The sequence below is a fragment of the Kribbella polygonati genome (genome assembly GCF_050320105.1).
Lineage (GTDB): Bacteria > Actinomycetota > Actinomycetes > Propionibacteriales > Kribbellaceae > Kribbella.
This window is the reverse complement of record NZ_CP190129.1, coordinates 985001-1011014: the sequence shown is the minus strand read 5'-3', so window position 1 is coordinate 1011014 and position 26014 is coordinate 985001. Positions and strand designations below refer to the sequence as shown.

Annotated in this window: 19 protein-coding genes; 9 read left to right on the top strand and 10 right to left on the bottom strand. The window is 69.7% G+C overall.

Annotation, left to right across the window (positions count from 1 at the left end):
- Nucleotides 1–10: 10 nt before the first annotated feature.
- The 6 genes from ACQHIV_RS04810 to ACQHIV_RS04785 are packed head-to-tail and all read right to left on the bottom strand — an operon-like array spanning nt 11 to nt 8826.
- Entirely contained in the window at nt 11–2296 is a 2286-nt protein-coding gene (locus ACQHIV_RS04810; protein WP_427892052.1) for a DUF4838 domain-containing protein, read from the bottom strand.
- Between the two features lie 11 nt (nt 2297–2307).
- Nucleotides 2308–4905, bottom strand: coding sequence for a glycoside hydrolase family 20 zincin-like fold domain-containing protein (locus ACQHIV_RS04805; protein ID WP_427892050.1), 2598 nt, complete (start codon nt 4903–4905; stop codon nt 2308–2310).
- Entirely contained in the window at nt 4902–5705 is an 804-nt protein-coding gene (locus ACQHIV_RS04800) for a carbohydrate ABC transporter permease (RefSeq protein WP_427892048.1), read from the bottom strand. The genes ACQHIV_RS04805 and ACQHIV_RS04800 overlap by 4 nt, the downstream gene beginning before the upstream one ends.
- An 8-nt stretch (nt 5706–5713) precedes the next feature.
- Complete coding sequence (locus ACQHIV_RS04795) at nt 5714–6634, bottom strand: carbohydrate ABC transporter permease (RefSeq protein WP_427892046.1); 921 nt, start codon at nt 6632–6634, stop codon at nt 5714–5716.
- Nucleotides 6612–8015 carry an N-acetylglucosamine/diacetylchitobiose ABC transporter substrate-binding protein gene (gene ngcE / locus ACQHIV_RS04790; protein ID WP_427892045.1) on the bottom strand — a complete coding sequence of 468 codons (1404 nt, stop codon included), beginning with the start codon at nt 8013–8015 and terminating at the stop codon, nt 6612–6614. Before ngcE ends, ACQHIV_RS04795 begins: the two co-directional genes overlap by 23 nt.
- Before the next feature lie 52 nt (nt 8016–8067).
- Complete coding sequence (locus tag ACQHIV_RS04785) at nt 8068–8826, bottom strand: sugar isomerase domain-containing protein (RefSeq protein WP_427892043.1); 759 nt, start codon at nt 8824–8826, stop codon at nt 8068–8070.
- 142 nt (nt 8827–8968) lie between these two features.
- Between ACQHIV_RS04785 and ACQHIV_RS04780 the strand changes: the two genes are divergently transcribed.
- The gene (locus ACQHIV_RS04780; RefSeq protein ID WP_427892042.1) at nt 8969–9841 is read left to right on the top strand and encodes a MurR/RpiR family transcriptional regulator; all 873 of its coding nucleotides are present in this window, start codon (nt 8969–8971) and stop codon (nt 9839–9841) included.
- 4 nt (nt 9842–9845) lie between these two features.
- Here ACQHIV_RS04780 and ACQHIV_RS04775 read toward each other — a convergent pair whose 3' ends face one another.
- Both ACQHIV_RS04775 and ACQHIV_RS04770 read right to left on the bottom strand, forming a co-directional pair.
- The gene (locus ACQHIV_RS04775; protein WP_427892040.1) at nt 9846–10487 is read right to left on the bottom strand and encodes an SGNH/GDSL hydrolase family protein; all 642 of its coding nucleotides are present in this window, start codon (nt 10485–10487) and stop codon (nt 9846–9848) included.
- Nucleotides 10484–13255, bottom strand: a complete 2772-nt coding sequence (locus tag ACQHIV_RS04770; protein ID WP_427892038.1) for an FG-GAP-like repeat-containing protein — start codon at nt 13253–13255, stop codon at nt 10484–10486. Before ACQHIV_RS04770 ends, ACQHIV_RS04775 begins: the two co-directional genes overlap by 4 nt.
- A 208-nt stretch (nt 13256–13463) precedes the next feature.
- Between ACQHIV_RS04770 and ACQHIV_RS04765 the strand changes: the two genes are divergently transcribed.
- On the top strand, nt 13464–16532 hold the full coding sequence (locus ACQHIV_RS04765) for an exo-alpha-sialidase (RefSeq protein WP_427892036.1): 3069 nt from the start codon (nt 13464–13466) through the stop codon (nt 16530–16532).
- A gap of 44 nt (nt 16533–16576) precedes the next feature.
- Here the strand turns inward: ACQHIV_RS04765 and ACQHIV_RS04760 are convergent, their stop codons facing one another.
- Together ACQHIV_RS04760 and ACQHIV_RS04755 are read right to left on the bottom strand one after the other, a co-directional pair.
- Nucleotides 16577–17347 (bottom strand): IclR family transcriptional regulator, encoded by a 771-nt coding sequence (locus ACQHIV_RS04760; RefSeq protein WP_427892034.1) that lies wholly within the window; start codon nt 17345–17347, stop codon nt 16577–16579.
- Between the two features lie 5 nt (nt 17348–17352).
- Nucleotides 17353–18249 (bottom strand): SMP-30/gluconolactonase/LRE family protein, encoded by an 897-nt coding sequence (locus ACQHIV_RS04755; protein WP_427892032.1) that lies wholly within the window; start codon nt 18247–18249, stop codon nt 17353–17355.
- A gap of 155 nt (nt 18250–18404) precedes the next feature.
- On the opposite strand from ACQHIV_RS04755, the gene ACQHIV_RS04750 reads away from it, so the two are divergent.
- From ACQHIV_RS04750 to ACQHIV_RS04720, 7 genes are all read left to right on the top strand, one after another.
- Entirely contained in the window at nt 18405–19724 is a 1320-nt protein-coding gene (locus ACQHIV_RS04750; RefSeq protein ID WP_427892030.1) for an aspartate aminotransferase family protein, read from the top strand.
- Nucleotides 19721–21208: a M81 family metallopeptidase gene (locus ACQHIV_RS04745; protein ID WP_427892028.1), complete on the top strand. Its 1488-nt coding sequence runs from the start codon at nt 19721–19723 to the stop codon at nt 21206–21208. Before ACQHIV_RS04750 ends, ACQHIV_RS04745 begins: the two co-directional genes overlap by 4 nt.
- A gap of 17 nt (nt 21209–21225) precedes the next feature.
- Nucleotides 21226–21618, top strand: coding sequence for a RidA family protein (locus ACQHIV_RS04740; RefSeq protein ID WP_427892026.1), 393 nt, complete (start codon nt 21226–21228; stop codon nt 21616–21618).
- Nucleotides 21615–22532, top strand: a complete 918-nt coding sequence (locus ACQHIV_RS04735) for a dihydrodipicolinate synthase family protein (RefSeq protein ID WP_427892024.1) — start codon at nt 21615–21617, stop codon at nt 22530–22532. Before ACQHIV_RS04740 ends, ACQHIV_RS04735 begins: the two co-directional genes overlap by 4 nt.
- Nucleotides 22532–23302 carry an SDR family NAD(P)-dependent oxidoreductase gene (locus ACQHIV_RS04730; RefSeq protein ID WP_427896403.1) on the top strand — a complete coding sequence of 257 codons (771 nt, stop codon included), beginning with the start codon at nt 22532–22534 and terminating at the stop codon, nt 23300–23302. Before ACQHIV_RS04735 ends, ACQHIV_RS04730 begins: the two co-directional genes overlap by 1 nt.
- A 109-nt stretch (nt 23303–23411) precedes the next feature.
- On the top strand, nt 23412–25040 hold the full coding sequence (locus ACQHIV_RS04725; protein ID WP_427892023.1) for an ABC transporter substrate-binding protein: 1629 nt from the start codon (nt 23412–23414) through the stop codon (nt 25038–25040).
- A 6-nt stretch (nt 25041–25046) separates the two neighbouring features.
- Entirely contained in the window at nt 25047–26003 is a 957-nt protein-coding gene (locus ACQHIV_RS04720; protein WP_427892021.1) for an ABC transporter permease, read from the top strand.
- The last annotated feature ends 11 nt before the right edge of the window (nt 26004–26014 follow it).

The window sequence follows — 26014 nt, the reverse complement described above, 5'->3', positions numbered from 1 at the left end:
CCCGTCGGTGTTACGCGCGTACGCCGATCAGACGGTCGACGTACACGAACGGGACGTCCGGGTTGTTGACCGGAGCGATCCACCAGAAGCGGTCCGAATCCGCCGCCTTGGAGTACGTGCCCGGGATCGCGATCTCGTGGTACCGGCCGTCGCGCATCGAGTCCACCGACGGGGACACGTCGTTCCCGAACGGTTTGTAGACCCCGGTGGTCAGCGCCTGGTTGGTGCCAGTGCCAGTGGTGGAGGCCGGGATCCGGGCAGCGATGTACAGCTTCCACGTACCGCTGGCCGGCAGTTTGTCCAGCATGCACGTCACGAACCAGGTGGTACTGTCGCCCGGCATCTTGACCGCGCCGTGGTCGGAGGCCAGGTCGTCCTGAACGACCGGGGCCCAGACCGTGAGGTCGTAGTCCTGGATCTCGAACCAGTCCGAGGCGGGCAGCCCGGCCGCGACCGCCGGCGGCGGCGGTGCCACGCGGTCGATGACGTTCGTCGCACGTGTGAGCATCGACTGCGTCGTCCCGCCGCCTTCGGAGTACTGGTTGAGCCCGGACTGCATGATCTCGGTCTGGAACCGGTCCAGCCGGCGCTTGGTGTCCGGGTCCCAGGTGATTCCATGGGCCTGGGCGTACCGGCCGAACTCGTCGCGCCGGATCAGGATCTGGAAGTCGATCCCGAGCCGTACGCCTGCCAGGTGCGCGGACAGTACGGCGTCGTCCTTGACCAGGTCGTACGCCTTCGCCATCAGCGCATCCGCAGCGGTGAGCGAGTCGAAGTTCAGGTACGGCGCCTTCTCCGGGGCGTAGCAGGTCAACTCGGTGTTGGTCTTCGCGACCGCGTCGGCCATCAGCTTCATGTACTCGTACAGCGGCCCGGCGGCGGGTCCGTAGTACCCCTGGAGGAACTCGCGGATGAGTGCGTCCGGGTTCTCGTTCGGGTTCCACATCAGCCGGGCCAGCACCCACTGGCGCAGGAGCATGAGCTCGGCGCCGCGGCCGTTCCACGGGCCTTCGCCGAAATACCCCTGGATGGACGGGATCTTGGCGAACTCCGGGAACGCCTCGCACATCGACCACCAGTTGGGGAACGGCTGCGGATACGCGTGAAAGTCGGTGATGTAGTCCCAGATCACGATGTTCTTCGCGATGTTTCCCCAGCCCCGGATGCCCGCGTCGATGTCCGGGTTGCCCGGGCCCATCAGCGACTTGCCGAAGTCGGCGGTGATCGGCGCAACCGTCATCACCACGGAGTCGTGCACCTTCATCCCGGCCGGCGGGGGGAAGCTCCAGTTGTACGCCTCGGTCTCGAGCATCGCGTCCGGGTACTGCTTGGTCACGCGGGCGGCGAGGTCGTTCATCATGTCGATCAGCGGCGCGGACAGGGCCCCGCCGTGCAGATCGGCAAACGCCTTGCTGGCCGCGTCCGGGGTCCACGGCTGGTCGTTTTGCGCGAACGCCGCAGTCGGCAGCTCACCGGCGGCAACCAGCTGCTTGAGGGTCGAGAGCAGTCGGTCCGCGGCCGTCGCCCGGACGGTCCCGTCCATCATCGCGATCTGCCCGCCGGACTCCCATTTCGACTCCGGCAGGACCGTGTTGAAGAACTCGGGGTGGTCCTCCGGCCAGTACCGCGACCAGGTGTCGATCCCCGCGGTCCGCGGCAGCGTGTCGAACTCGTCCTGGCCGCGCAGCCCGTTCAGCAGGTTGTGCTGCCGGTGTACCGCATCCTTGCCGTCGAGCGTCGAGATCTCACGGTAGCGGAATCGCGGCACCTGGTCGCCGTTCAGCGCCGCCACCGGAAGCGCCAGACTCGGCGACTTCGGGATGCTGGTGAAGTCCGGCGACCACCACCGGACACCGCACAACCGGTCGAGCACCCAGTAGACGCCGTACAGCGTGCCGCGCGGGATCGGCCCGGTCAGATAGATGGTCTGCCCAACAGTCCGGAGCGCGAACCCGTCGTCGCCGAGCGTGCTGTAGTCGAGCGCCAGGGCCGCGGTCAACGGGTTCTCCTGGCCGAGCACGATCAGCCGCTCGGCACCACGCGGCGGCTGCGCCCCGACCACGATCGGCAGGCTGACACCGGTGATCGCACCGACCGTCTCCGCCAACTCCCGCGCCGCCTGCCGAACCACCGGCCCCTCCCCCGGCCCGTGATAGATCGTGTACCGCGCAGACCCCTTGTGCACCAACTCCAGCGTCGGCGAAGCAGCCTGCGCGGCCGTCGGCACCATCGTCGCGGCCGCCGCGATCCCTCCGACAGCCAGCACTGTCCGGCGGGAAACGTTCGAAGAGCTCATCTCAGTTCCTTTCATGAGGTCATCACCAGCCAGCGCCACCACCGGGAGGCGCTGTCGGACTGCCAGCCGTGGACGAGATAGCGGTACGGCGTGACCGCGAGGTAGTCGAGGAGTCCCGTCGTACTGCGGATCGCCGGCACCGCACCGAGACCGGAGAACACCAACTCGGAGCTCCCCCAGGCACCCGCCGGGACGCTCTGCCGACGGGTCCAGAGATTGCCGTCGGTCGTTGTGGTGAACAGCCGGAGCCGGCCGGCGCTGTCCAGCGTGACGGTCGGGTCGGACGCGACACCGGTGAGCAGGGCGACCTCACCGGGGTACCAGCCGCCGCCGGCGGTGGCCTGCCAACGATGGACCAGGCTGCCGTCGGTCTTCCGGACGAACAGCGTCAGCTTTTGCTCGGAGTCCAGGCTCACCGCCGGATCCCCGACCGCGCCATTGACCAGCACAGCCTGCGTCGGATCCCAACCACCACCTGCAACCGTCTGCCAGCGATGGACGAGGTCGCCGTTGGCAGCGCGGACGAACAGTGTGAGCTTGCCGTTGGCATCCAATGCCGGCACGGGTTGCCCACCGACACCGGTGACAAGTTCTGCCGTGGTCGGGTCCCACGGTCCTCCCGCCGTGCTCTGCCACCCGTGCCTGACTGTCGCGCCCGTGGTCCGCGCGAACCACGTCAGCTTCTTGTTCACGTCGGCGATCAGCACCGGATCGCCCGCCAGTCCGGTGGTCAGCCGCTCCGGTGCGAGGTCCTCGCGGCCGCTCCACAACTCGCCGTTCGACAGCCTGGCGGCGTACACCACCCGCCCGAGCGAATCCAGCGCCAACGCCGGATCACCCGCCACACCGGACAGTGCATACGCCAACTGCCACCCGGTCGGTTGCAGCGACCCGTACAGCAGCCGGCCGTCAGTCGTACGGATCGCGAAGTGCGGCGTACCTCCGGCCGTGACGGTGACCGGGTCTCCGCTGACGCCGGTTGCGATCGTTGTCATGCGCAACATCCCGTCCGCGGCGTACGCGCCGAGCTGGAGCTCGCCGGCCGTGGTGCGGATCAGGAACCGGCCGTCCGCGAACCAGGCCGCCTTCCCGGTCGCCACACCTGCTGTCGGTACGACGCCCGGTGCGGGCGCGGAGTCGATCGCGGCGAAGTCGGCGTACGTCCCGGGGTTCGGCGAGGCCCAGGTCTTCTGGGCCAGCGCCCGCAGTGGCATCCGCAGCCGGTCCAGGAGTTGCTCGTTGGTGTCGAGGCCGGCCTGTGGTCCCTGGTCGCCGAGCCAGACCGCGATCATCCCGCCGGACACGTTCGTCGCGGGCACGGTGTACCCGGGGAACTGGGTCGGCACGAACTGGTCGTACACCCTCTGCGGATCGACCGAGCGAACCGCCATGTCGTAGTACAGCAGGTCCTCGCGGACGTTCAGCAGCTTGTTCGTCGCCGTGATGTCCACCGGGGTGAGCCCCGCGGACCGGGCCGGCTGGTACCAGAACTCGACCTGGATGTCGGAGTGCAGGGCAATCAGCGGGCTCTTCTCGAGGGTGTCGTTCCAGACCCGCATCTTCTTGCCCCGCGCCTTGATCTGGTCGTCCAGCCAGTTCAGGTACCAGAGGTAGCCGTCCCGCGCGGTGGCTGTCGGGCCGACCTTCTGCTTCGCGAAGGTGTCGAGCTGCGGGTACTTCGACCACTGCCCGTCGGCCCAGCCCGGATACGCGATGAACTCGTCGCCGCTGACGTGGAAGTAGTCGCTGCCTGAGCGGGCGACGTACTGGTCGAGGTACTGCTGCACCACGTTCGGCCTGGTGAAGTCGAGCTTCGAGTAGTCCAGCGAACGGCCGGTCGCCGGACGGGCGCCGGTCGAGTCGAACAGCTCGAGCGACGGGTTCGCGTCCAGGATCGGGTCGGCGTGCCCGGACAGCGCCAGCGTCGGCGTGAACCTCACGTGGTACTTCGCGGCGTACGTCGTGATGTCGGTGACCTCGGCCGAGGTCAGGCCGTACCCGCCGAGCAGCAGGCTCTGCAGCATGTTGAGCTTCGTGTACGACAGCTCCCGGATCAGGTTGTGCCACCACTGCGACGAGAACGTCCGCGGCACCGAGTCGATCCGGATCCCGCGCTCGGGGTAGACCGGCCAGTCGACGGCGATGCCCCCGGCAACGGTCGGCGACTGCCGGAGAAGCTGCAGGACGGAACGTGTCCCGTTGAACACGCCGTCGGTGGTGGTACCGGAGATCGCGATGAACCCGCCGGACTCCAGCTGGTAGCCCTCGCTGTTGTGGACGGCAACGGCCGGGTCGATCGTCAGGTAGATGTCGCCGGTCTTCGCCGACGACCGTACGCCGGTCACGACCGGCGGAGTCGTTCCGGTCACCAGGCCGACGTCGGCGGCGAACGTCTGCGCGTCCGCGAACAGCGGCGTACCGGCGTTCGCGTCGACGACGACGCGGGAGGAGGCGGCGACGGTAGTGGCGACCGGTCCCGGCGACCACTGCTGCAGCGCCGGAATCGTCCGCGGCGCGGCTGCCTGGGTCGCCGCGGTGGACGGCGTGGCGATCAGGAACGGGAGGAGGATCGCGAGGACGGCCACGATTCCCTTGGGCGGATGGTTCATCTGAGGCCTCCGGCTGTGAGTCCGGACTGGATGGTGCGGTGCGAGAACAGGTAGACGGCGAGGACGGGGACGACCGCGATCGTGAGGCCGGCGAACAGGGCGCTCCAGTCGCTCTGGTAGCCCTGGTTGACGGCGAGTGCGGCGAGGCCCTGGGACAGTACGAACTGTTTCTCGTCGGGCATCAGCACGATCGGCAGCAGGTACTGGTTCCAGAGGCCGAGGAAGTTGAAGATCGCGACGCTGACCAGGCCGGGCCGGGCCAGCGGGACCATGATCCGGACGAAGATGCCGATCTCGCCGGCGCCGTCGATCCGGGCCGCCTCGGCGTACTCGTGCGGCAGGTCGGCGAAGAACGGCGTCAGGAAGAAGATCGTGAACGGCAGCGCGTACGCCGCGTAGATCAGGATCAGCCCGTACAGGGTGCCGACCAGGTGCAGGTTCGACGCGACCAGGAACAGCGGCACCAGGGCGAGGAAGATCGGGAACGTCATACTCGCCGCGAACCCGTAGTACACGAGCTTGCGGCCGCGGAACTCGAACCGGCCGAGGATGTACGCCGCCATCGCGCCGAGCGTCATCGTCAGCACCAGCGCGCCGCTGACGACGACGAGCGTGTTCAGTGTGTACCGGCCGATGCTGGCCTGCGACCAGGCCCGGGCGAAGTTGTCCCAGTGCAGCCGGCTCGGCAGCGAGAACGGGTCGTCGATGATCTCCTTGTCGTTCTTGAACGCGCTGATCGCCATCCAGAACAACGGCAGCCCGACGACGGTTGCCCAGGCCAGCAGAGGGATATGGATCACCGAGCGCTTCACCGGGCGACCTCCCGCCGTTTGTACTGCAGGATCACCGCGAGCGTCAGCGTCATGAACAGCATCACCACGCCCATCGCGCAGGCGTAGCCGAACTGCCCGTCCGCGAACGCCCGCCGGTACAACGTCATGCCGACCACCTCGGTCGCGTTGTCCGGGCCGCCCGGGCCGACCGTCATCAGCTGGACGATCGCGAACCCGTCCAGCGCCCCGATCGACACATAGATCAGCCCGACCCGGACGGTGTCGCGCAGCAACGGCAGGGTGACCTGGAAGAAGGTCCGCCAGCGTCCCGCGCCGTCGAGCGCGACCGCCTCGTAGATCTCCTGCGGGATCGCGCCCATCGCCGCGCTGAACAGCACCACGTAGAACCCGACCGAGCTCCACACCCCCACCGCCAGTACGGCGGCCAGCGCGGTGTCCGGGCTCCCCAGCCAGGCGTGGTGCGTGCCGAGGATGCCGTTCAGAAGGCCGGACCGCGGCGTGTAGACGAACTGCCACAGCACCCCGATCACCGCGACCGGCAGCACCTGCGGAAAGAAGTACACGATCTTGTACGCCGAACTCCCCCGCACCCCACGGCCCGCCCGGTCGATGTTCAGCATCGACGCGAAGAACAGCCCGAGCCCGATCGTCACCACGGGAAGCACCGCGAGCATGACCAGGTTGTGCTTCAGCCCGGTCCAGAACAGCTCGTCGTGCGCGACCCGGGCGTAGTTCTGGAAGCCGACGAAGTCCAGCTGCCGGGCGAAGCCGGTCCAGTCCGTGAGCGAGATGTAGATCGCCTGGACGTACGGCGACAGCACGAACACGGCGTACAGGACGATCGGCAGCACCAGGAAACCGGCGATCAGGCCGCGATGCTTCGGCTGCCGGCTCGACCGGGCCCGGGACCGGCTAGCGGTGGTACTTGACGACATTGGAGTCCTTGGCGACCTTGTCGGCAGCGGCCTGGGTCCGCTTCATGAATCCGGCGGCGTCGATCCGCCCGGTCAGCAGTTCCCCCATCGCGGTCGAGCCCGCGGTGTACAGGTCGCCGTACCAGCCGCCGAAGCGGAAGGCGATCGTGTCCTTGCCGGCCGCCTCGACCGCCTTGCGGGCCGAGGTGAGCGCGGGGCTGTTGGTCACGTCCGCACCGGCGCCCTTGACGGTCGTCATCGAACCGGTCAGCTCCGAGAACTTGGACGCCGCCTGCTTGCTCAGCAGCAACCGCAGGAACTCCAGCCCGCCGGCGGTGTTCTTGCCGTCCTTCGGGACGATGAAGCCCTCCGACGAGGACGCGCTGATCGCGGTCGCGGGGAGCTTGTCCTGCGCGGTCACCGCCGGGGTCGGGCCGACCGCCATCCGGAAACCCTTCGGCGTGGTCGACTTCATCTCGTTCTCCAGCCACGACCCGCACGGGATCAACGCCGCCTTGCCGTCGACCCAGGCCTGCTGCGCCTCGGTGTGTGACAACCCCTCCGAGCCTTGCAGGATGTAGCCGTTCTTCACGAGCTTCTCGATCGCGCCGGCTGCGTCCGCCACCGGCTGCGACTGCCAGGCGCCGGGCTCGAGGTTGTCGACGGCCGCCATCGTCTGCTCGCCGCCGGTCCTGGCCATCATCTGCATCAGCGGCTCGAGGAAGTACCCGGGGAACTTCCCCTGGTAGGTGAACGGCGCCATCCCGGACGCCTTGATCCTGGCACACAGCGCGAGCAGCTCGTCCCACGTCTTCGGGTACTCCCAGCCGTTCTTCTCGAACAGGTCCTGGTTGTACCAGAAGCCACCGACCGTGAACGCGTAGTTGACGGAGGCAACGATGTCGCCGAGGGTCCCGGACTCGATCACGCCCGGCAGCAGGGTGTCGCGGACCAGCACCTTCGGGTCGTCGACCGACGGCGCGTCGAGCAGCGCCTTGAGGTCCAGCAGCTGGCCGCCCTTCTGCAGGGTGACGCCGTTCAGGGCGGACGCGCCGCTGTTGTCGATCACGTCCGGCGGGTGGCCGGAGACGAACCGTGGCTGCAGCGTCTCCTGCAGCTTCTGCAGACCGGAATGCTTCACGTCCGCGCCGGGGAACGCCTGCTTGTAGGTCTCCTCGACCGCCTTCGCGTAGTCGTCGCCGAAGCCGCCCTTGAAGATCACCACGTCCAGCGGGTCGGACGCCTTGACGCCGAACGGGTTCTTCGGGTCGCTACCCGCGACGGTGGGGTCGGCCTTCTGCCCGCCGTCCTTGCCGCCGGACGGGACGGCGCAGCCGGTGAGCAGCAGGCCGGTACCACCAGCGAGACCGAGGAGCAGGGTACGACGATCGATCGGGGGCATCACGTTCTCCTTGTGGTGGGACATATCAGCGGATCCGGCTCAGGGATCCGGCTCAGGGAATCCGGCGCAGCCGGCCCGGGTAGCGGGCCTCGAGGACGGCGTTGTGCTCGTCGCCGCCGGGAACGTTCGCGGACAGGTAGACCGGCGGTACGACGGAACGGTCGATCAGCACCCGCACCGCGTCCGCGACGGCCATCTGGGCCAGCAGCGCCGAGGTGATCGACGAGACGCCGCTCATCGACCCGCCGCCGGGCAGCGGCAGCACCGCGTCGCCGTACGGCGCCCCGTTGTCCAGGACGACGTCCGCGATCTCGGCCAGCCGCCGGCCGCTGGGATGCTTCGGGGTGACCGCGGTAGTGTGCTCGATCGACGTCACCGCGATGACCGGATGACCGCGCTCCCGGACGCGTAGCGCGAGCTCCACGACCGCGCCGTTCACGCCGGAGTTGGACGCGATCATGAACAGGTCCCCGGGCTGCAGCGGGGCCAGCTCGAGCAGCCTGGCGATCACGCCCGGATCCCGTTCCAGCGCGGGGTCCTTGAGGAACTCGGGCGGTTCCGCGCCGAGCAGGACCGGGTCGCGCAACGTCAACCGGTTGGTCGGCACCAAACCACCCGCACGCCCCGCGACCTCCATCGCGAACGCCTCCGAATGCCCGGTCCCGAACGCCTGGACGACACCACCGGCACCGACCGCGTCCGCGATCAGCCCGGCCGCCGCGGCGATCGCCGTCCGGTTGCGCTCGGCAACGGCCGGCAGCAGTTCCTGGATCGCCGACAGGTACGCCGTACCGCCAGATGACAGTTGCACTCCGGCACCTCCTGGAGGGGTCGTTGAGCTCGTGGGGTTGAGACAGAATCATTCATCTCTGGAGGATGGTGTCAAGATCATGAGCGAAAATTTTCACTCACCCCGCTTGACGGACCGTCTCATCGAGCGCCACGATGACGACGTGAGCGTTCTGTCCCAACTGGCCACCACCGCCGACGACCTGCCCGAGGGGATGCGCCGGATCGCGTCGTACATCGTGTCCGACCCGGCCGGTGCGGTCGGCTCGACGATCAACGAACTGGCCGACCTCAGTCACACCTCCCCGGCGACCGTGAACCGGTTCTGCCGCCGGCTCGGGTACACCGGCTACGCCGAACTGAAGGTCGCCATCGCGACCGACAACGGCCGCGCCGAACAGGCCAACTGGCAGCAGGCCATCGGCTCCGAGGTCCAGCCCGGCGACTCCCTCGAACGGACCGCGGCGGTGATCGCCGGCGGCGACATGCTCGCCATCCAGCAGACCGTCGACCAGCTCGACCGCGAGACCCTCGCCGCGGTCGTCGACGCCCTCGCGGCCGCCCGCCGCATCCACCTGTACGGCGTCTCCGGCAGCTCACTGGCCGCCGCCGAGATGCGGCACCGGCTGAACGTGATCGGCCTGCCCGCCTGGTCCTGGTCCGACGTCCACGACGGCCTCGGCGCCGCCGCCGCGCTCGCACCGGGCGACGTCCTGGTCGCCTTCTCCCACAGCGGCCGCACCCACGAAGCCGTCCAGGTCCTGCGGACCGCGGCCGCCTCCGGAGCCGTCACGGTCGCCATCACCAACTCGACCGACAGCCCACTGGCCACCGCCGCCGACCACTGCCTGCTGACCGCCGTCAACGAGGGCTCACTGTTCCGCTCCCAGGCCCTCGCCGCCCGGCACTCCCAGCTGTTCCTGGTCGACCTGATCTTCGTTGCCGTAGCCAACCAAAACTTCGACCGCTCGCTGACCACCTTCGAAAAAGTCGCCCACGCCGTCCAGCCCCACCTGGTCGACCACCGCCGCCGCTAGCAGCTCACGGCAGGTACGACCGACCGAGGGAGGACTCGGGCGCGTCGATCCCCAAGCTCCGGCACAACTCCGAGGCCAGCACCCGATGCCCGTACTCGTTCGGATGGCAGCCCTCCGAGATCCAGTACTCCGTCCGCTCCCCCGCCTCGGTCCAGACCCGATGGTGGTCCACGAGCACCGCGCCGAACCGATCGGCCTGCTCGCGGACGACCGCGGCGTACTCGGGCAGGACGGTACGGCGAGGTTCGTCGTACCGCGCCACCTGGTTCGGCGTCTGCAGCACCAGGACGGCGCCGGACTCCTCGGCCAGCCGTCGCAGCACCTCGCCGTACCCATCGGCGAACGACGTCAGACCGTCCGCTCCGAGCCTCGCATCGTTGAGCCCGAACATCAGCACCACCACTTCGGGCCGGTGCCGGAGCACACAGTGGTCGAGGTCGCCGGCGAGATCGCCGATCCGGCGGTCGGAGACGCCGGTGTTGATCACGAGGTCGCGGCGGCGCCCGAGTTCCCAGCGCCAGCGTTCGGCGAAGAGCTCGGTGTAGTCGCGCCACCCGTTCGTGTGCCGCGCGCCTTGCGTCACGCTGTCACCCGCGAACGCCCAGGTCAGTGGGCCGGATCGGTGCAGCAGCGCAGCGGCCGTCATGCGGTGACGACCAGTGCTACGGAAGTGATCCGGGGAGTTGCCACCGCGTTCACCGCGCCCAGGGTCAGGCGGTACTGCGCGAACCGGCCGAGGGGCAGGTCGCAGGGCGAGTCGTCGGTGAAGTGGGTGTCCGCCGAACCGTCCGGACCGGTCCACGGCGCCGTCCCGAGCGCCGCCTCGTCATCGGCGGACCTGACCTGGGCAGTGACCCAGGTCTTGCGCGGGACCCGTCCCTCCCACTCGACCGCCACCAGCCGCCCGCCGGCCGGGATCTGATGGACCCGGGACGTGAAGTGTTCGGCCATGCCGCGGTCCAGCACGTTGCCGAGGTCGGCGTGGAAGATCCCGTGCGGGCCGCGGGTCGGCAGCGCCTGGGTCCGATGCTCGGCGAACTCGCCGCCCCCGAACCAGATCGTCGACTCGCCCGGGTGATTCCCGTCCGTCTTGTGGTTCGCGACCGCGAGGTCCATCCGGCCGGATTCGGTGAAGTCGGCCGCGAGCAACCCACACGCGGAATGCTGGAAGAGCCGGGTACGCCGTCCCGGTGCGAACCCGTCCGCATCCGCCCAGTAGATGTACGAGTCGATGTCGCGGGTGCGGTGGCCGCTGTAGCAGGCGACCGCGATGTCCAGCCGGCCGTCGCCGTTCAGGTCGGCGACCGCGACGTCGGCGGGGAACGACGCGGGCAGCTGCGACCGGCGCGCATCGCTGTAGCCGTGCTCGGAACCCCAGTAGACGAAGACGGACGCGCGATACCGGTCGCCGGGATCGTTGCCCTGGTAGCCGCCGATGACCAGGTCCGGCCACCCGTCGCCGGTGAGGTCCGCGATCCGGCTCGACACCGCCTTCCCACACCGCAGTACGGTCGCGCGCTCGCCCGAGAACCCGTCCGGGCCGCCCCACAGCAGGATCACTCCCCCGGACGGACCGAGCTCCGGGACCACCAGGTCGAGGTACCCGTCTCCGGTCAGGTCGCCGATCGACATGAACCGCGCCTGCTGGTACGTGACGCCGTCGATCACCAGCGGTACGTCGACCGGCTCGCCGAACCCGTCGGGACCGCCCGGGAAGATCTGCAGCCGGTCCCGGGAGAAGCCGGCGGTGATCAGGTCCAGGTATCCGTTCCGGTTCAGGTCCGCGATCACCGTGGACATGTTCCGGGTGGTGCCGAGCTCGGTGCGGCGCTCCGGGTCGACACCGTTCTCGGTCGCGTAGTAGATGAACGAGCCGTGCGGCCGGTCGAGGTCGTTCTCGTTGGAGTTGGACAGGTACACGTCCGGACGTCCCGAGTCGGTGAGGTCGACGTACCGCATCTCGGTGGCCGCCCATCCGCGCAGCTCGAGCCGTCGGGCGGCGTCGTACCCGCCTGGGCCGCCGAGATAGATGTACGTCGCGACGTCGCCGAATCGACTGTTCGCCTTGTGGTTGACGACCGCGAGCCGGGGCGGACCCGACGGACCGCGCAACGGGAGGATGCCGGTCGCGCAGTGCGTCACGAACGTCTCCGCACGTTCGAGGACGCCGTCGTGTGTCCGCAGGATCAGGCTCTCGTGGGTATAGTCCCGCTCGCCCGCGCCCTGGCAGACCACGATGCCGGTCCGTCCGGCGACATCCACCGCGAGCACGTCGACGGCCCGGTCCACGTCAACCGCACTGTGCCGATCGGGTACGGCGTCCCAGTACACAGTGCAGCGTTGCCCGTCGGCCGATTCGCCCGGGTGCCGATCCAGCACGATCAGGTCGACGGTCCCGGTACCCGTGAGGTCCGCGACGTCCACCGACTGCGCCGGCCCGGTTGCCACGGACAGCAAGTCGACCGGCTCCCGGTCCGCGGTGAATCCCAGCAGCACGGTGTGGTCGTCCCGCGGGCAGAACAGTGCGGACTGCCCGCGCCAGTCGACCACCTTCAGCCGCGGTGCGGTCGGGGCATCCTCAGCGTGGATCGACCCCACCGAACGGCTGTACGCCACCGGGTCCAGAACGTTGCCGTCAGCACCGACCTCGGCGGCGCCCGAGCCCGCGGCGTCAACACCGACGGTCGCCTCGATGGTGCCCGTCAGCGCGACGGGCAACGCGGTGTGCCGGTCCCACGACAGCGGCTCCACGCGGTCACCCCACAGCACCCGGACGATCCCGTCGGTGCCACGCGTGACGAGCTCGTCGTACCCGTCGCCGTCCAGGTCGGCGGTGGTGATCGCCTGGATCTCGACGCCGTACGGGAGATCGGCGTACCGGTCCGCGACGAATCCGTCCTCATCCTGCGGGAAGAGTCGCAGCGTCCCGCGGCTCACGAACACGATCGCGGGACGCCCGCCGTCGAAGCGCCCGACGGCGACGTCGCGCGCGTCCGGTGCCCACAGTTCGGCGACCGCGTTCAGCGAGTAGCCGGCCGGTCCGCCGTAGTAGATCTGGCCCGGCACCTCGTTGCCGCAGCCGTCGTACTGGTTCGCCACCACGAGATCGTCGTACCCGTTGCCGGTGAGGTCCGCGGCGGCGCCCGCCATCGCGCCGTACGTCGGCAGCCGCAGCGGCTCGCCGGGAACGTCCGCGTACACGTCGATCGGCACCTTCGGGGAGTCGTCGTGGGAGTTGGCGAACGGCAGGTCGACATAGCCGCTCCCGGTGACCGAGCTGTAGTGGATCCGCTGCAGGACACCGGCTGCCGAGACGTAGAGGTTCTGGCCGGCGTTCCCCGGGGTTCCCGCGCGGAAGTCCGCGAATCCCCGGTCCCGCAGCCGGACGGCATCCGCCGGCGACTGTGTCGTCATGGTCGGAGGAGTTCCCTTCGATTCCAGCTAATGAAACCCGGGTACTGACATACGAAACGCTAGCCGGGTCCCGCGGGCGCGGTCAATGATCGCGTGAGCCGTTGACGCGGACTGGGCGCCAACTTAAGGTCTGGCCAGCGCATCGAAACTGCTGTTTCAGTGAGCGAAACGCAATCACCCGCCCGCCCCGTCCGCGAGGAGCCCAGTGATGCCCTTCACCCGCCGCGGTTTTCTGATGGTCGCCGGTTCCGGCGCCGCCTCCGCCCTGCTGGCCACCCCGGCCGGTGCCGCCCGCCGGCGCTGCGCCGCGGCGACCGAGCCCGCCGTCCCGGTCACCGGGCCGATCGGCTTCCAGAACCACAACCTGAACCCGACGACCGGCCCGCTCGCCGAGTGGGGCGTGCACGTCGCGTACGCCGCCGACTACGACTACCGCAGCATCGGCATCGATGTCGGCACAAGCCAGGTGAACGCGCTGGCGCTGACCGCCTCCCGCGGCCTCCACGGCCTGAACCAGCGCGACTGGTCGATCTACACCAGCACCGACAACGCCACCTGGACGAAGGTCACCGACGTACAGGTGGTCGACCTGGGCGACCAGGTGTGGTTCGTGTTCCCGGAACAGTCGCGCCGGTACCTGAAGGTGCACTGCCACCGCGAGTTCACCGACGTCGCCCGCAGCACCTTCATCCTGAACGACCTGCAGACCGGGCTCACGGCGTACCGGCTGCCGATGCCCGCACTCGTTGCCGGCGGCACCGGTAGCTGGACGACCAGCGTGCCGGTGACGGTCAAGAACCCGACTGCCGCGACCCTCAAGGACCGTGCGGTCTACATCACGAACGCCCAGCTCGGCACCAGCGCGCTGGTCGCGGCCGGCAAGCTGCGCAACGATGTCGCCGATCTCCGGTTCGCGGACAGCCTGGGGAACTACCTGCACGCGTACGCCGATTCCGGCGGTGTGTTCGTGCGCATCCCGTCGATCGACGCCGGACAGCAACTCACGATCCAGGCGCTCACCGGCAACCCCTCGGCGCGGGACGTCGTACACCAGGACGCGGCGGCGCTGCAGGTCGAGTACGGACAGCGGACGCTGCAACGGCTGGATCATCAGGCGGGCGGCAAGACCTGGGGCAACGACCAGCGGCCGTTGATCCTCGCCTCCGGCGTCGTCGTGTCCACCGGCGGCTGGCACGACAGTGCCGGCAAGGGCGGTATCGGCGCGCGGTACTCCTACGACGGCGGCCGGACGTTCGGCGACGTCACGGACTTCGTCCCGGGGACCGCGGTCGGCACCAACGCCCAGTGCGGGTACAGCACCGGAAGCTACCTGGTGGACCCCGTCGACGGCTCGCTGCACTTCCTGTTCTACCGCCTCCGTACGTCGGCCGGCTCGAACTGGCTGAATCCCGCGGACAAGGACTGCACCTGCTGGGTCGCCAAGGCGAGCACGTTCGCCGCCGACGGGTCGCCGAACTTCACGAGCGTGCAGCAGTTGCTGCCCTACTCCCCCGCCGCCGGGCAGAACGCCGCTTGGTCGCTCACCTACGCCAACCCGGTCCGTACGCCGGGCGGCACCTGGATCGTCCCGGTGAGCTACCCGTACACCTCCGACGGAACGTTCGCGGTGACGATCTTCCGCTCCACGAACCGTGGCACGTCCTGGCAGCAGGTTCCGGTCGAGTTCACCATCCCCGGCGGCGGTTTCGAGGTCGGCGTCAGCGAGACCACGCTGGCCGTCCGCGCCGACGGCTCCGTGCTGCTGCTGGCCCGTGGCCAAGGCAAGGGCCGCTACTACATGATGACCAGCCAGTCGACCGACGCCGGGCTGACGTGGTCGCCGTTGACGGAGAGCAAGGTGCTGTCGGTCAACACGATGCCGGCACTCTCCACGGGCCGCCCGGGCGACCTGCAGCTGAACTGGTCCGGTCACAACTCGAAGGGTCAGGCCAGCTACTGGCGCAACAACCTGACGATGGCGCACAGCCAGGACGGCGGCGCCAGCTGGAACGGATACCACGACCTGATCGGCGCGACCGCATTGTCGGTTCCAGGCATCACCCCGCCCGGTGGATCCGCCAGCAACTACTACATGCGGGTGTTGGAGGCCGACTCGGTCCGGATCGGCAGCGAGGACAGGCTCTTCGGCTGGAGCACCTGGACCCTCACCTTCCCCGACGGCGGACCGCAGACGATGTACGTCGAGGACGAGGTGCGGTACCTCCGCGACAGCCACGGAGCCCTGGACACCCTCGGCTTCCGCTCGTCGGTGAGCTCGCTGATCGGGCAAGGGTCCGAGCTGGCACACGACCGCTGGTGGCGGGTGTCGGGCGCCGGGTCGCTCACGCTGACCGACGGCGCCCGCGGCGCGTCCAGCGCGCTCCGGCTGCAAGGCCCGGCGGGCTCGACCGTCGGGGCGTCCCGGCTGTTCCCGGCGATCCGGCGTGGCCGGATCCGCTTCCGGGTCCGCTGGGCGGCTGTCGGTTCGCACCTGGACCTGGCGATCCAGGAAGGTTTCGGCGGAGAGCCGCAGGCGACCGGCACGGTCCAGGTCCTGCGCATCACCCCCGACGGCGCGCTGCTCGCCGCGGCCGCCGCTCGCGGGGAGTCGACGATCGGCTATGTGGACAACGACGTGAACCCGGCGGCAGGCAACCTCGGCGGCTTCGGGTACGAGGGAAACATCGCCTTCGACTACAACCGCCGCAGTATCGGTGCCTCGTTCAGCACGCCGGCCCAGCTCAGCGAGATCCAGATCGCCGACCCGGACGGCGCGAGCCGGCTCACCGCGGCCGACCTGTCCGTCTGGGTCTCCGACACCAACAACGGCGACTGGACCCAGCCAGCCGGCTGGACGGTCACCGGATCGGCCGGCAGTTTCACCGCGGCCGGACCGACGATCAGCACGCGGTACGTGAAGATCGCCCAGACCAAGGCCGACGCCGCGTTCACTTTCGTCAACGACAAGCGCGTCATCATGACCTTCACCCGGGCTCTCAGCCCGCTTCCGGTTTCCACCACGCTGCCCGCGAACAGCTACGCCACCATCGATCTCGGCGTCGACCTTCCCGCCCGGTCCGTGACCGTCACCGTCAACGGCCAGAACCGCGGCACCGTACCGGTCTTCGCGCCGGCCGAAGTGGTGACCCATCTCCTGCTGCTCGGCTGGTCCGGCGCCGCCGCGGTGGACGCAGCACTCGACGAACTGATCGTCCAGGACACCGGCGCGGGCCTGCCGGCCCTGACCGCGGTCGGGACCGCAACGGACCTCACGTAGCGACCGGTGGCCGGTCCGCGTGACGCGGACCGGCCACGGTGCCGTCAGTCCGCGAGCTTCTTGCCGAGCCCCGCCGCAGCCTTGCGGAGGCGGCGGGCGACGGCCGGTACGTCGTCCGACTCGAACCGGCTGATCGGCGCGCTCAGGCTCAGCCCGGCCGGGAAGCTCAGGCGCGGGATCGTGACCGCCAGGCAACGCCCCTCGTCCTGGTTCTCCTGATCGTCGAGGGCGTAGCCCTGCTCGCGGACGCGTTCCAGCTCGGTGAAGTACGCGTCCTCGGTGACGATCGTCTCCGCGGTGAACCGGGGCATGCCGGCCGCGTGCAGGATGGTCCGGACCCGACCCTCCGGGAGCTCCGCGCAGATCGCCTTGCCGAGCGCGGTGGCATGCACGTGGCCGCGCTCGCCGACGCGGGCCGCGAGCCGCATCGCGTGCGGGCTCTCGATCACCAGCCGGTGCACGATCATCGTGCCGTCCAGCAGGCCGAGGTTGATCGTCTCGCCGGTCGCGTCGCGCAGTTGCTCCAGCACCGGGCGCGCGAGCTCGACGAGCCGCTCGAGACCTCGGGTGTGCTGCGGCCGGAACGCCGGCCCGAGCCGGTACGTCGACGCCTCGGCGTCCCGTTCCGCGTAGTGCCGGGCCTCCAGGGCGCTCAGGTACCGGAAGACGGAACTCTTCGGCAGGGAGGTCGCCGCGGCCACCTCGGTGAGACTGGCGCCGCCGTCGGAGTTGGCGAGCGCGTCGAGGATGTCGCAGACCCGATCCACGCTCCGGATCGGATACGCCGAAGCGGACTCGCTCGTGGTGGCTGCCATCGCCGTCAACCCCTTTCTTCCGATGCGTTCATCGTAGAGACCGTGCCGTGAAAGATCCGGCCGGCCAGCGGCTCGGCCGCCGACCGGACGTCGTCGTACCCTTCGCGCGCGGTGGTGACCAGCAGTTCGTCGCCGGCCAGGCCGCCGACGGCGACCGCCGTGGTTTGCGCGGTCGGCACCGGAACCCGGGCGACCGTCCGGCCGTCGCGGATCGCCCGGACCTCGCCCGCACCGTACACCGCGAGCCAGATCAGGCCGGCGGAGTCGATCGCGAGACCGTCCGGCAAGCCTTCCGGAGCAGGGATTCGCAGGTACTCCTTCGACTCGATCGCTGCGAACGCGGTGTCGAACCGGTGCCGCCAGACGATACCGGTGCCGCTGTCCGCGTGCAGCAGGGTCCTGGAGTCGATCCAGCCGAGACCGTTGGACAACGCGAACCCGGAGACCGGCGCCGAGATCTCGCCGTGCGTGGTGACGCGGATCAGCGATCCGGTCGCGGGGCGCCGCCCGTCGGCACCGGCCGGAGCGACCGAGCCGACCCAGATCGAGCCGTCCGGGCCGAGGCACCCGTCGTTCAGCAGCCATCCGGCGGGCAGCGGCACCCGGATCCGCGGCTCGATGCGCACCGTGCCGCCGACCAGCCGCAACCGCTGCAACCGGTTCTCCTCGGCGAGCACCAACCTGCCCGGCCCAAGGGGCGCCAGGAACGACGCGCGACGCCCGGTCCTGAGCATCAGCTCGGCCGCCGCACCGGGCACCATCCGGTACACCGCGCCGGCGGGCACGTCCAGCCACCACCATGCGACGCCGTCCCAGCGCGGGCTCTCGGCGAGCTCACAACGGGGACCGTCGACGGGCAGCAGCACCTGCGAGGTGATCTCGACCTCCTGCTTCGGTTCCACTTGGCGAATCGCTGGTTTTGAATACTGAACCACCCTGAGCGCGCGGTCAACTCCGCAACGCGCATCGAACGCACCGTTGACCACCTCGCCGACAGCAGGTTAGCGTTCGAGCTACCAGAACGCTCATTTCATTGAACGAAACCATGGTGCATCGAATGATCGACAGCTGGCCCACCTCCGCCCGCCTGTGGGACCGGGCGAAGAGCTCGTTGCCCGGAGGTGTCTCGACCGGGATGCGCGCGTCCATGCGACCACATCCGCTGTTCTTCCGCGGCGGCCGTGGCCCGGTCCTGACCGATGTCGACGGCAACGATTACCTGGACTACGTACTGGGCTGGGGCCCGGTCGTACTCGGCCACGGCCACCCTGGGCTGACCGAGGCCGTGACCCGGCGGCTGCCGGACGGCGCGACGTTCGGCGCCGGGCACGAGCTCGAGTACCTGGCCGCCGAGGCCGTCCTCGACGCGCTGCCCGGGATGGAGCGGGTGCTGTGGTCCAACACCGGATCGGAGGCGGACCAGATCGCGCTGCGGCTCGCGCGCGCCGCGACCGGACGGAACCGGTTCGTCAAGATGACCGGTCATTACCACGGCTGGTCCGACGCCTTCCTGCTCGGCTACCGGCCGGACGCCGACGGTCGGCTGGACCGGGCCGGTACCCGAGGCCAGAACCCCGCGGCGTTGTCCGACGTCAGCCTGGCGCCGTGGGGCGACCTCGACGCGGTCGGCACGATTCTGCGCGACCCGGCCCAGGACGTCGCGGCCTTGTTCGTCGAACCGGTGCTGTGCAACTCGGGCGTGATCGCGCCCCCTGACGGCTACCTCGCCGGCCTGCGGTCGCTGTGCGACGAGACCGGGACGCTCCTGGTGTTCGACGAGGTGATCACCGGCTTCCGGGTCGCCCGCGGCGGCGCGGCCGAGCTGTACGGCGTACAACCCGACCTGATCGTCCTCGCGAAGGCCCTGGCCGGCGGCTACCCGGTAGCGGCGGTGGCCGGGCGGGCCGCCGTACTCGATCAGTCCCTGCACGGCGTCGTCCACGCCGGCACCTACAACGGCAATCCGATCGTACTCGCCGCGGTGAAAGCGACGGTCGAGGCGCTGTCCGAGCCCGGCATCTACCCGGCCTTCGAAACCAACGGTCGCCGGCTGGCCGACGGCATGCGGGCCGCGCTCGAGCGGTACGACGTGACCGCCGCGGTCAACCAGGTCGGTCCGGTCGTCCAGGTGCTCCCCGGCCTGGACCGCTGCGACACGTTCACGCAGTTCCTCGCCGGGGACCAGCAGTGGTACGACGTGCTGACCGTCGAGATGCTGCGCCGCGGCCTCTTCACCCTCCCCGGTGGTCGCTGGTACCTGTCGACCGCGCACAGCCAGGCCGACGTCGACACGACCGTCGACGCGTTCGCCGACTCGGTGTCCGCGACCGTCGGCACCAACGGCCTGCCGCGCGGCACCTTGCAGGACGTCGGATGATCCGCCTGGCCGTGACCGGGCTGTTGCACGAGGCAAACACCTTCTCCTCGCAACTGGCCGGCCTCGCCGCCTATCTCGACGGAGGGCTGCACACCGGCACCGAACTGGTGGACCACTACCGCGAGTCGCAGGCAGTGCCGGGCGGCTTCCTCGAACCGGCCGGCGCCGATGTCGAACTGCTGCCGCTGCCGGTCGCGTACGTGACGCCGCGCGGCCCGGTCTCGGCCGAGGCGTTCGACGTACTGGTCGACCGGATGTGTGGCGAGCTCGCCGCGGCCGGTCGCGTCGACGGCGTGCTGCTAGTCCTGCACGGTGCGGCGGTCGCCGAGGGGCACCCGGCCGCCGACGCCGAGATCGCCGAACGGGTCCGCGAGGCCGTCGGACCGGAAGCCGTCATCGGGACGACGCTGGACATGCACGCGAACGTCGATCAGCGGCTCGTGGACGCGGTCGACGTGATGACGGCGTACCAGACCAATCCCCACGTCGACGCGCGCCGGAAGGCCGCCAAGTGCCGCCGGCTCGTCCTCGACGCGATCCGCTCGGGGACCCGGCCGGCGCTCGTCGTCGAGCAGCTGCCGCTGGTGGTGACCATCGTCCGCCAGGACACCGGCGAGGAGCCGATGGCCGACCTGCTCGCGAAAGCCCGCGAGCTCGAGAGCCGCCAAGGTCTGCTGGACCTGAGCCTTCTCGAAGGCTTCCCGTACGCCGACACGCGGCAGATGGGGATGTCGGTGATCGCGATGCACGCCGATCGCGACCGCGCCACGGACGCCGCGCGCCGCCTGGCCGAGGCGGTCTGGGCCGAACGTAAATCCCTGCAGGGCAACGGCATCGGGGTCGCCACCGCGATGTCCGTGATCGCCGGCCACCAGGGCGACCGGCCACTGCTCGTGCTCGACGTCGGGGACAACATCGGCGGCGGCGGTCCCGGCGACTCGACGGTCCTGCTGGCCGAGGCGCTGCGCCGCCGGGTCACCGGAGCCGGCACCACCCTGAACGATCCGGACGCCGTACGGAGCCTCGCGGGCGTCGGGCCCGGCGGCCGGGTCGACGTCCTGGCCGGCGGCCGGTCCCCGGAACAGGACGGTACGCCGGTCCGGCTGACCGGCGTCCTGGTCGGGCGGCACGACGGACCGTACGAGGAGGAGCATGTCGCGCACGGCGGGTTCCGGTTCTTCGACGCCGGCGAAATGGTCGGCATCCGCACCGACGAAGGACCGCTGGTGGTCCTCACCTCGAAGGTGATCCAGCCCGTCTCCCCCGCCCAGTACCGGGCCGTCGGCATCGACCCCGACCGGCTCCGGGCGCATATCGCCAAGGGCGTCAACGGCCCTCGGGCGGGCTACGCCCGGACCTGCGCGCCGGAGGTCGTGGTGGTCGACTCGCCCGGCGTCACCCGCAACTCGGTCACCGAACTGACGTACCGGCATCGCCGGGTCCCCATGTACCCCTACGAGCCCGGTACGACGTACCCGAACTGAAGGATCGGTCAACAGCCATGCCACGCACCGCCGTCATCGATGCCGCGACACCGCGGTCGCACCTGCCGTTCTCCCCCGCCGTCCGGTCCGGTGACCTGGTCTTCGTGTCCGGCCAGGCCTCGGTCGACGACACCGGACAGATCGTCACCGACACCTTCGCCGGCGAGCTCGCCCGGGCGATGGGCAACGTCGAGCGGATCCTCGCCAGCGCCGGCGGCTCGCTGGACGACGTCGTCCAGGTGCGCTGCTACCTCGGCCGCTGGGAGGACCGCGACGAGTTCAACCAGCTCTACCCGCGGTACTTCGGGACGCCCTACCCCGCCCGGACCACGACCGCCGGGGGTATCGGCGACCTCAAGTTCGAGGTCGACGTGATCGCGCACATCCCGACCGAAGGAGCGGACCGATGAACGTATTGCCGGACGGCGTGGTCACCCCGCTGGTCACCTTCCTCGACGAGGCGGGCACCCGGCCACGGGCCGACCACCTGAAGGTCCTCGTCGAGGCCCAGATCGCGGCCGGCGTGCACGGGCTGCTCGCGATCGGCTCCACCGGGGAGGTCGGCAGCCTGGATGCCGACGGCCGCCGGGCGACGGTGCGAACAGTGGCCGACGCGGCCGCCGGGCGGGTCCCGGTGTGGGCCGGCGCCGGCGGGCTCGGGACGCTCGACACCGTCCAGGCCGCCCGCGACGGCGTCGACGCCGGAGCGAACGCCGTACTGGCGTTGCAGCCCTTGTTCTTCGACTGCAGCGACGACGAGCTGTACGAGCACTTCGCCGCGGTCGCCGCCGCGGTCGACGTTCCGGTGATCGCGTACAACGTGCCGGTCCGTACGCCGCGGGCGTTGTCGCAACCGCTCCAGGAACGGCTCGTCCGGGATGGCGTCATTGCCGGGATCAAAGACTCGTCCGGCGATCTGGCGTCCGGCCGGTTGCTGTGCCGGGCGCTGGCGGACACCGCGGCCAAGGTGTACTCCGGCGGCGAGCTGACGCTGGACTCCGCACTGGCGGCGGGTTTCCACGGGATCGTCCCGGGCTTCGCGAACATCCTGCCCGGCTCGGCGGTGACCCTGTGGGAGCACGCCGGGAGCAACGACAAGGAGAGTCTGGCGGCGCAGGACAGCTACCTCGAGCTGTTCGGCATCCTGTCCGCCGAGCTCCCCGGTTCCGGGTTCCCGGCCCGCGCCATCGGTGCGATCAAGTGCGCCACCGCAACCGCACTCGGCCTGCCGGTACCACGAAGTACGCCGCCACTCACCACACCGACCGCGGAGTTCTCGGCAGCCGTCGCGGCCGTCGTACGGCGTGCCGCGGAGCGGACGTGATGCCGACGTTCCGGCTGGACGGACAGGTGGCGGTCGTCACCGGCGGTGCCGGGCTGTACGGCGCGCACCTGTGCCGGACGTTGGCGGCGGCCGGCGCGACGGTCGTCCTGACCAGCAGATCGCTCGGCAAGGCGACAACGGCCGCCGCCGAGCTGTCCGGCAGCGGCGACGTCCGGGCGGCAGCGCTCGACCAGGCGGACCCGGACAGCATCGAGGCGTTCGCTACCCGGACCGAGCAGGACCTCGGACGGATCGACGTACTGGTCAACAACGCCGTCCACCGGCAGGGGCACGGGCTCGACGGGATCACCGCGGACGACTGGTCGGCGACCCAGGACGTCAACGGGCGCGGGCTGTTCCTGCTCACCCAGCGGGTCGCCCGGACGATGCGCGACCGGGGCGGCGGCTCGATCGTCAACATCGGTTCCATCTACGGCATCACCGGTCCCGACCTGCGGCTGTACGCCGGCACCGCGATGTCGATGCCGGCGTACTACGCCTACGACAAGGCGGGCATGATCGGGCTGACCCGCTACCTGGCCTGCGTCCTCGGCCCGGACGGGATCCGGGTCAACTGCCTCGCCCCGGGTGGTCTCGACGACGGGACCGCGCCGCCGGAGTTCCGCGCGGCGTACGCGGCGCGGACACCGCTGCGCCGGCTGGCCTCCGGCACCGATGTCGCCGGCGCGTTGTTGCTGCTGGCATCGGAAGCCGGCGGCTACATCACCGGCGTCACGCTACCCGTGGACGGCGGCTTCACGGCGCAATGAGCCCGCGGCCGCCGCGATCTCTTGACATCCACCCGGCGGTCAACCAAGGTTCAACCTACTGAAACTAGCAGTTTCATCTAATGAAACAGGCGTGAGCGAGGAGGCGGACGTGGCACGGTTCACGAAACGATTGCGATGGGCAACGATCGTCGCGGCCCTGGCGATCGCCGTCGCGGGATGCAGCGAGGCGGGCGCCCCGAACGGCGGGACAACGGGCTCGTCGGCCGGCGCCGGCCAGGCCGGGACGATCACCTACCAGCTGTACCTGCAGGCGTCGGCGTTCAGCCCGTTCACCGCGCTCACCGGCGGCGACGGGCAGGTCTCGCTCCTGCAGTTCCAGCCGCTGCTGTCGGTGACCGGCGACAAGTACGTGCCCCGGGTGGCCGAGAAGTGGGACGTCAACGCCGACGCCACGCAGTACACCATCCACCTGCGGAAGGCGACCTGGAGCGACGGCAAGCCGATCACGTCCAAGGACGTGGCGTTCTCGCTGGCGGCCACCGCCGATCCGAAGACCGCCGCGGTCTGGGCCGGCGCGATGGCGCCGATCAAGGGCGCCAAGGAGTTCCAGGACGGTACGGCGAAGACGATCTCCGGCATCGCCACGCCGGACGACCGGACCGTTGTGATCACGCTCGCCCAGCCGCACGCCGGCTTCCTGGCGAACCTGGTGCAGGTCGGCATCGTGCCGGAGCACGTGTACGGCGCGATCGCGCACGACAAGTTCAAGGGCAACGAGGCGTTCCACACCCCGAAGGTCGGCAGCGGACCGTACGTGTTCTCGCAGTGGATCAACGACGACACCATCGAGTTCGCCGCCAACCCGCACTTCTGGGCACCGGTGCCGGCCGCGAAGCTGGTCACGAAGTACCTGACCGGTGACGCCGCGCTGGCGCAACTGCAGACCGGTGAGGTGGACATCGCCCAGCTGCCCGCCGCCGAGGTCGAGCCGCAGAAGGCTGACGGCAAGATCACCGTCGCCCAGGGCCCGGGCTCCGGCGAGATGACCCTGCACACCGCGCTGAAGAACGGGAAGCTCGCCGACAAGCGGGTCCGGCAGGCGATCCTGTACGCGATCGACCGGGACTCGATCGTGAAGAAGGTCCTGTCCGGCCAGGCGAAGGTCGTCGACACGGCCCTGTTCGCGCCCGGCTGGGCGCAGCCGCCGAACCTGGTCCACTACGGCTACGACCCGGCCAAGGCGAAGCAACTGCTGGCCGCGGCGGGCTGGAAGGCGGACACCGTCGTACGGCTGGACATCAACCCGGGCCAGGCGGACCGGGACGCGGTGATGCAGATCGTCCAGGGGCAGTTGCAGGCGGTCGGTATCAAGGCGCAGATCACCCCCTTGCAGCCGGCCCAGGTCACCGAAGTGGTGAAGAACAACGACTTCGACCTGATGATCACGATGCTGAACCAGGTCCCGCTGATCGAGCCCGCCGCGATCAACGTCCGGCTGCGCTGTGACCAGGTCGCCCCGGCCGGGATCAACATCACCGGCTACTGCAACCACAAGCTCGACGACCTGCTCGACCAGGGGATGGCGAGCACCGAGCAGGCCAAGCGCGAGCAGGCCTATCAGCAGGCGAACAGCATCATCAACGACGACGTGCCGATCCTGCCGCTGTATGTCCCGACCGCGAACTACGGCCTGAACAAGCGGATCGCCGGGTTCGACGCCACGGTCTCCCCGGGCCTGATGCTGACCAGCGCCGAGCAGTGGAAGATCCAGGGCTGATCCACAGTGCTCCGCTACGTCCTCAGCCGGCTGATGTTCAGCGTCGTGGTCCTGCTGGGCATCAGCGTGCTGCTGTTCGCGCTGGTGCGCAGCGCGCCGGGGAATCCGGTCGACATGTACTTCGACCCGATGTCCTTCCAGGGACCTGACCGGGACGCGGCGGTCGCCGCCGCCAGGGCCCAACTGGGGCTCGACAAGCCGCTCCCGGTCCAGTTCCTGGTCTGGCTGGGCGAGGCGCTGCAGGGCAACCTCGGGCGGTCACTGGTCAGCGGGCGGCCGGTCTCCGCGGTCATGCTGGAACGACTGCAGAACAGTTCGTCGCTGATGCTCACCGCGCTGCTCGTCTCGTTGGTGATCGGGATCGCCGCCGGGCTGTTCGCGGCCATGAAGCGCAACACCGTGGTCGACTACGTCCTGTCTGCGGCGGGTCTCGTCGCATTGTCGATCCCGGTCTTCTTCCTGTCGCTGATCGGCATGTACTTCTTCGGCGTCAAGCTCGGCTGGCTGCCGACCGCCGGGATGAACGACCCGGGCGGCGGTGCACTCAGCGGCCTGCGGCATCTGGTCCTGCCGGCGTCGATCCTCGGCGTCAGCGGCGCGGCGGCGTACATGCGCTGGGGCCGGGCCAGCATGCTCGACGTACTGGACCGGGACTTCATGGTGACCGCGCGGTCGAAGGGACTGTCCACCTCGCGGGTGATCTGGCGGCACGGGGTGCACAACGCGCTGATCCCGCTGATCACCGTGGTGTCGCTGCAGATCCCGACCCTGTTCAGCGGTGCCGTGGTGGTCGAGCAGATCTTTGCCTGGCCCGGGATGGGACGGTTCGCCGTCGACTCGATCAGCGCCCGCGACTACCCCGCGATCATGGGCTTCGTGATGTTCGTGGCGGTTCTGGTGGTGCTGTGCAATCTGATCGCGGATGTGCTCTACGCGATCGTCGACCCGCGGATCAGGTTGTAGGACAGGAGATC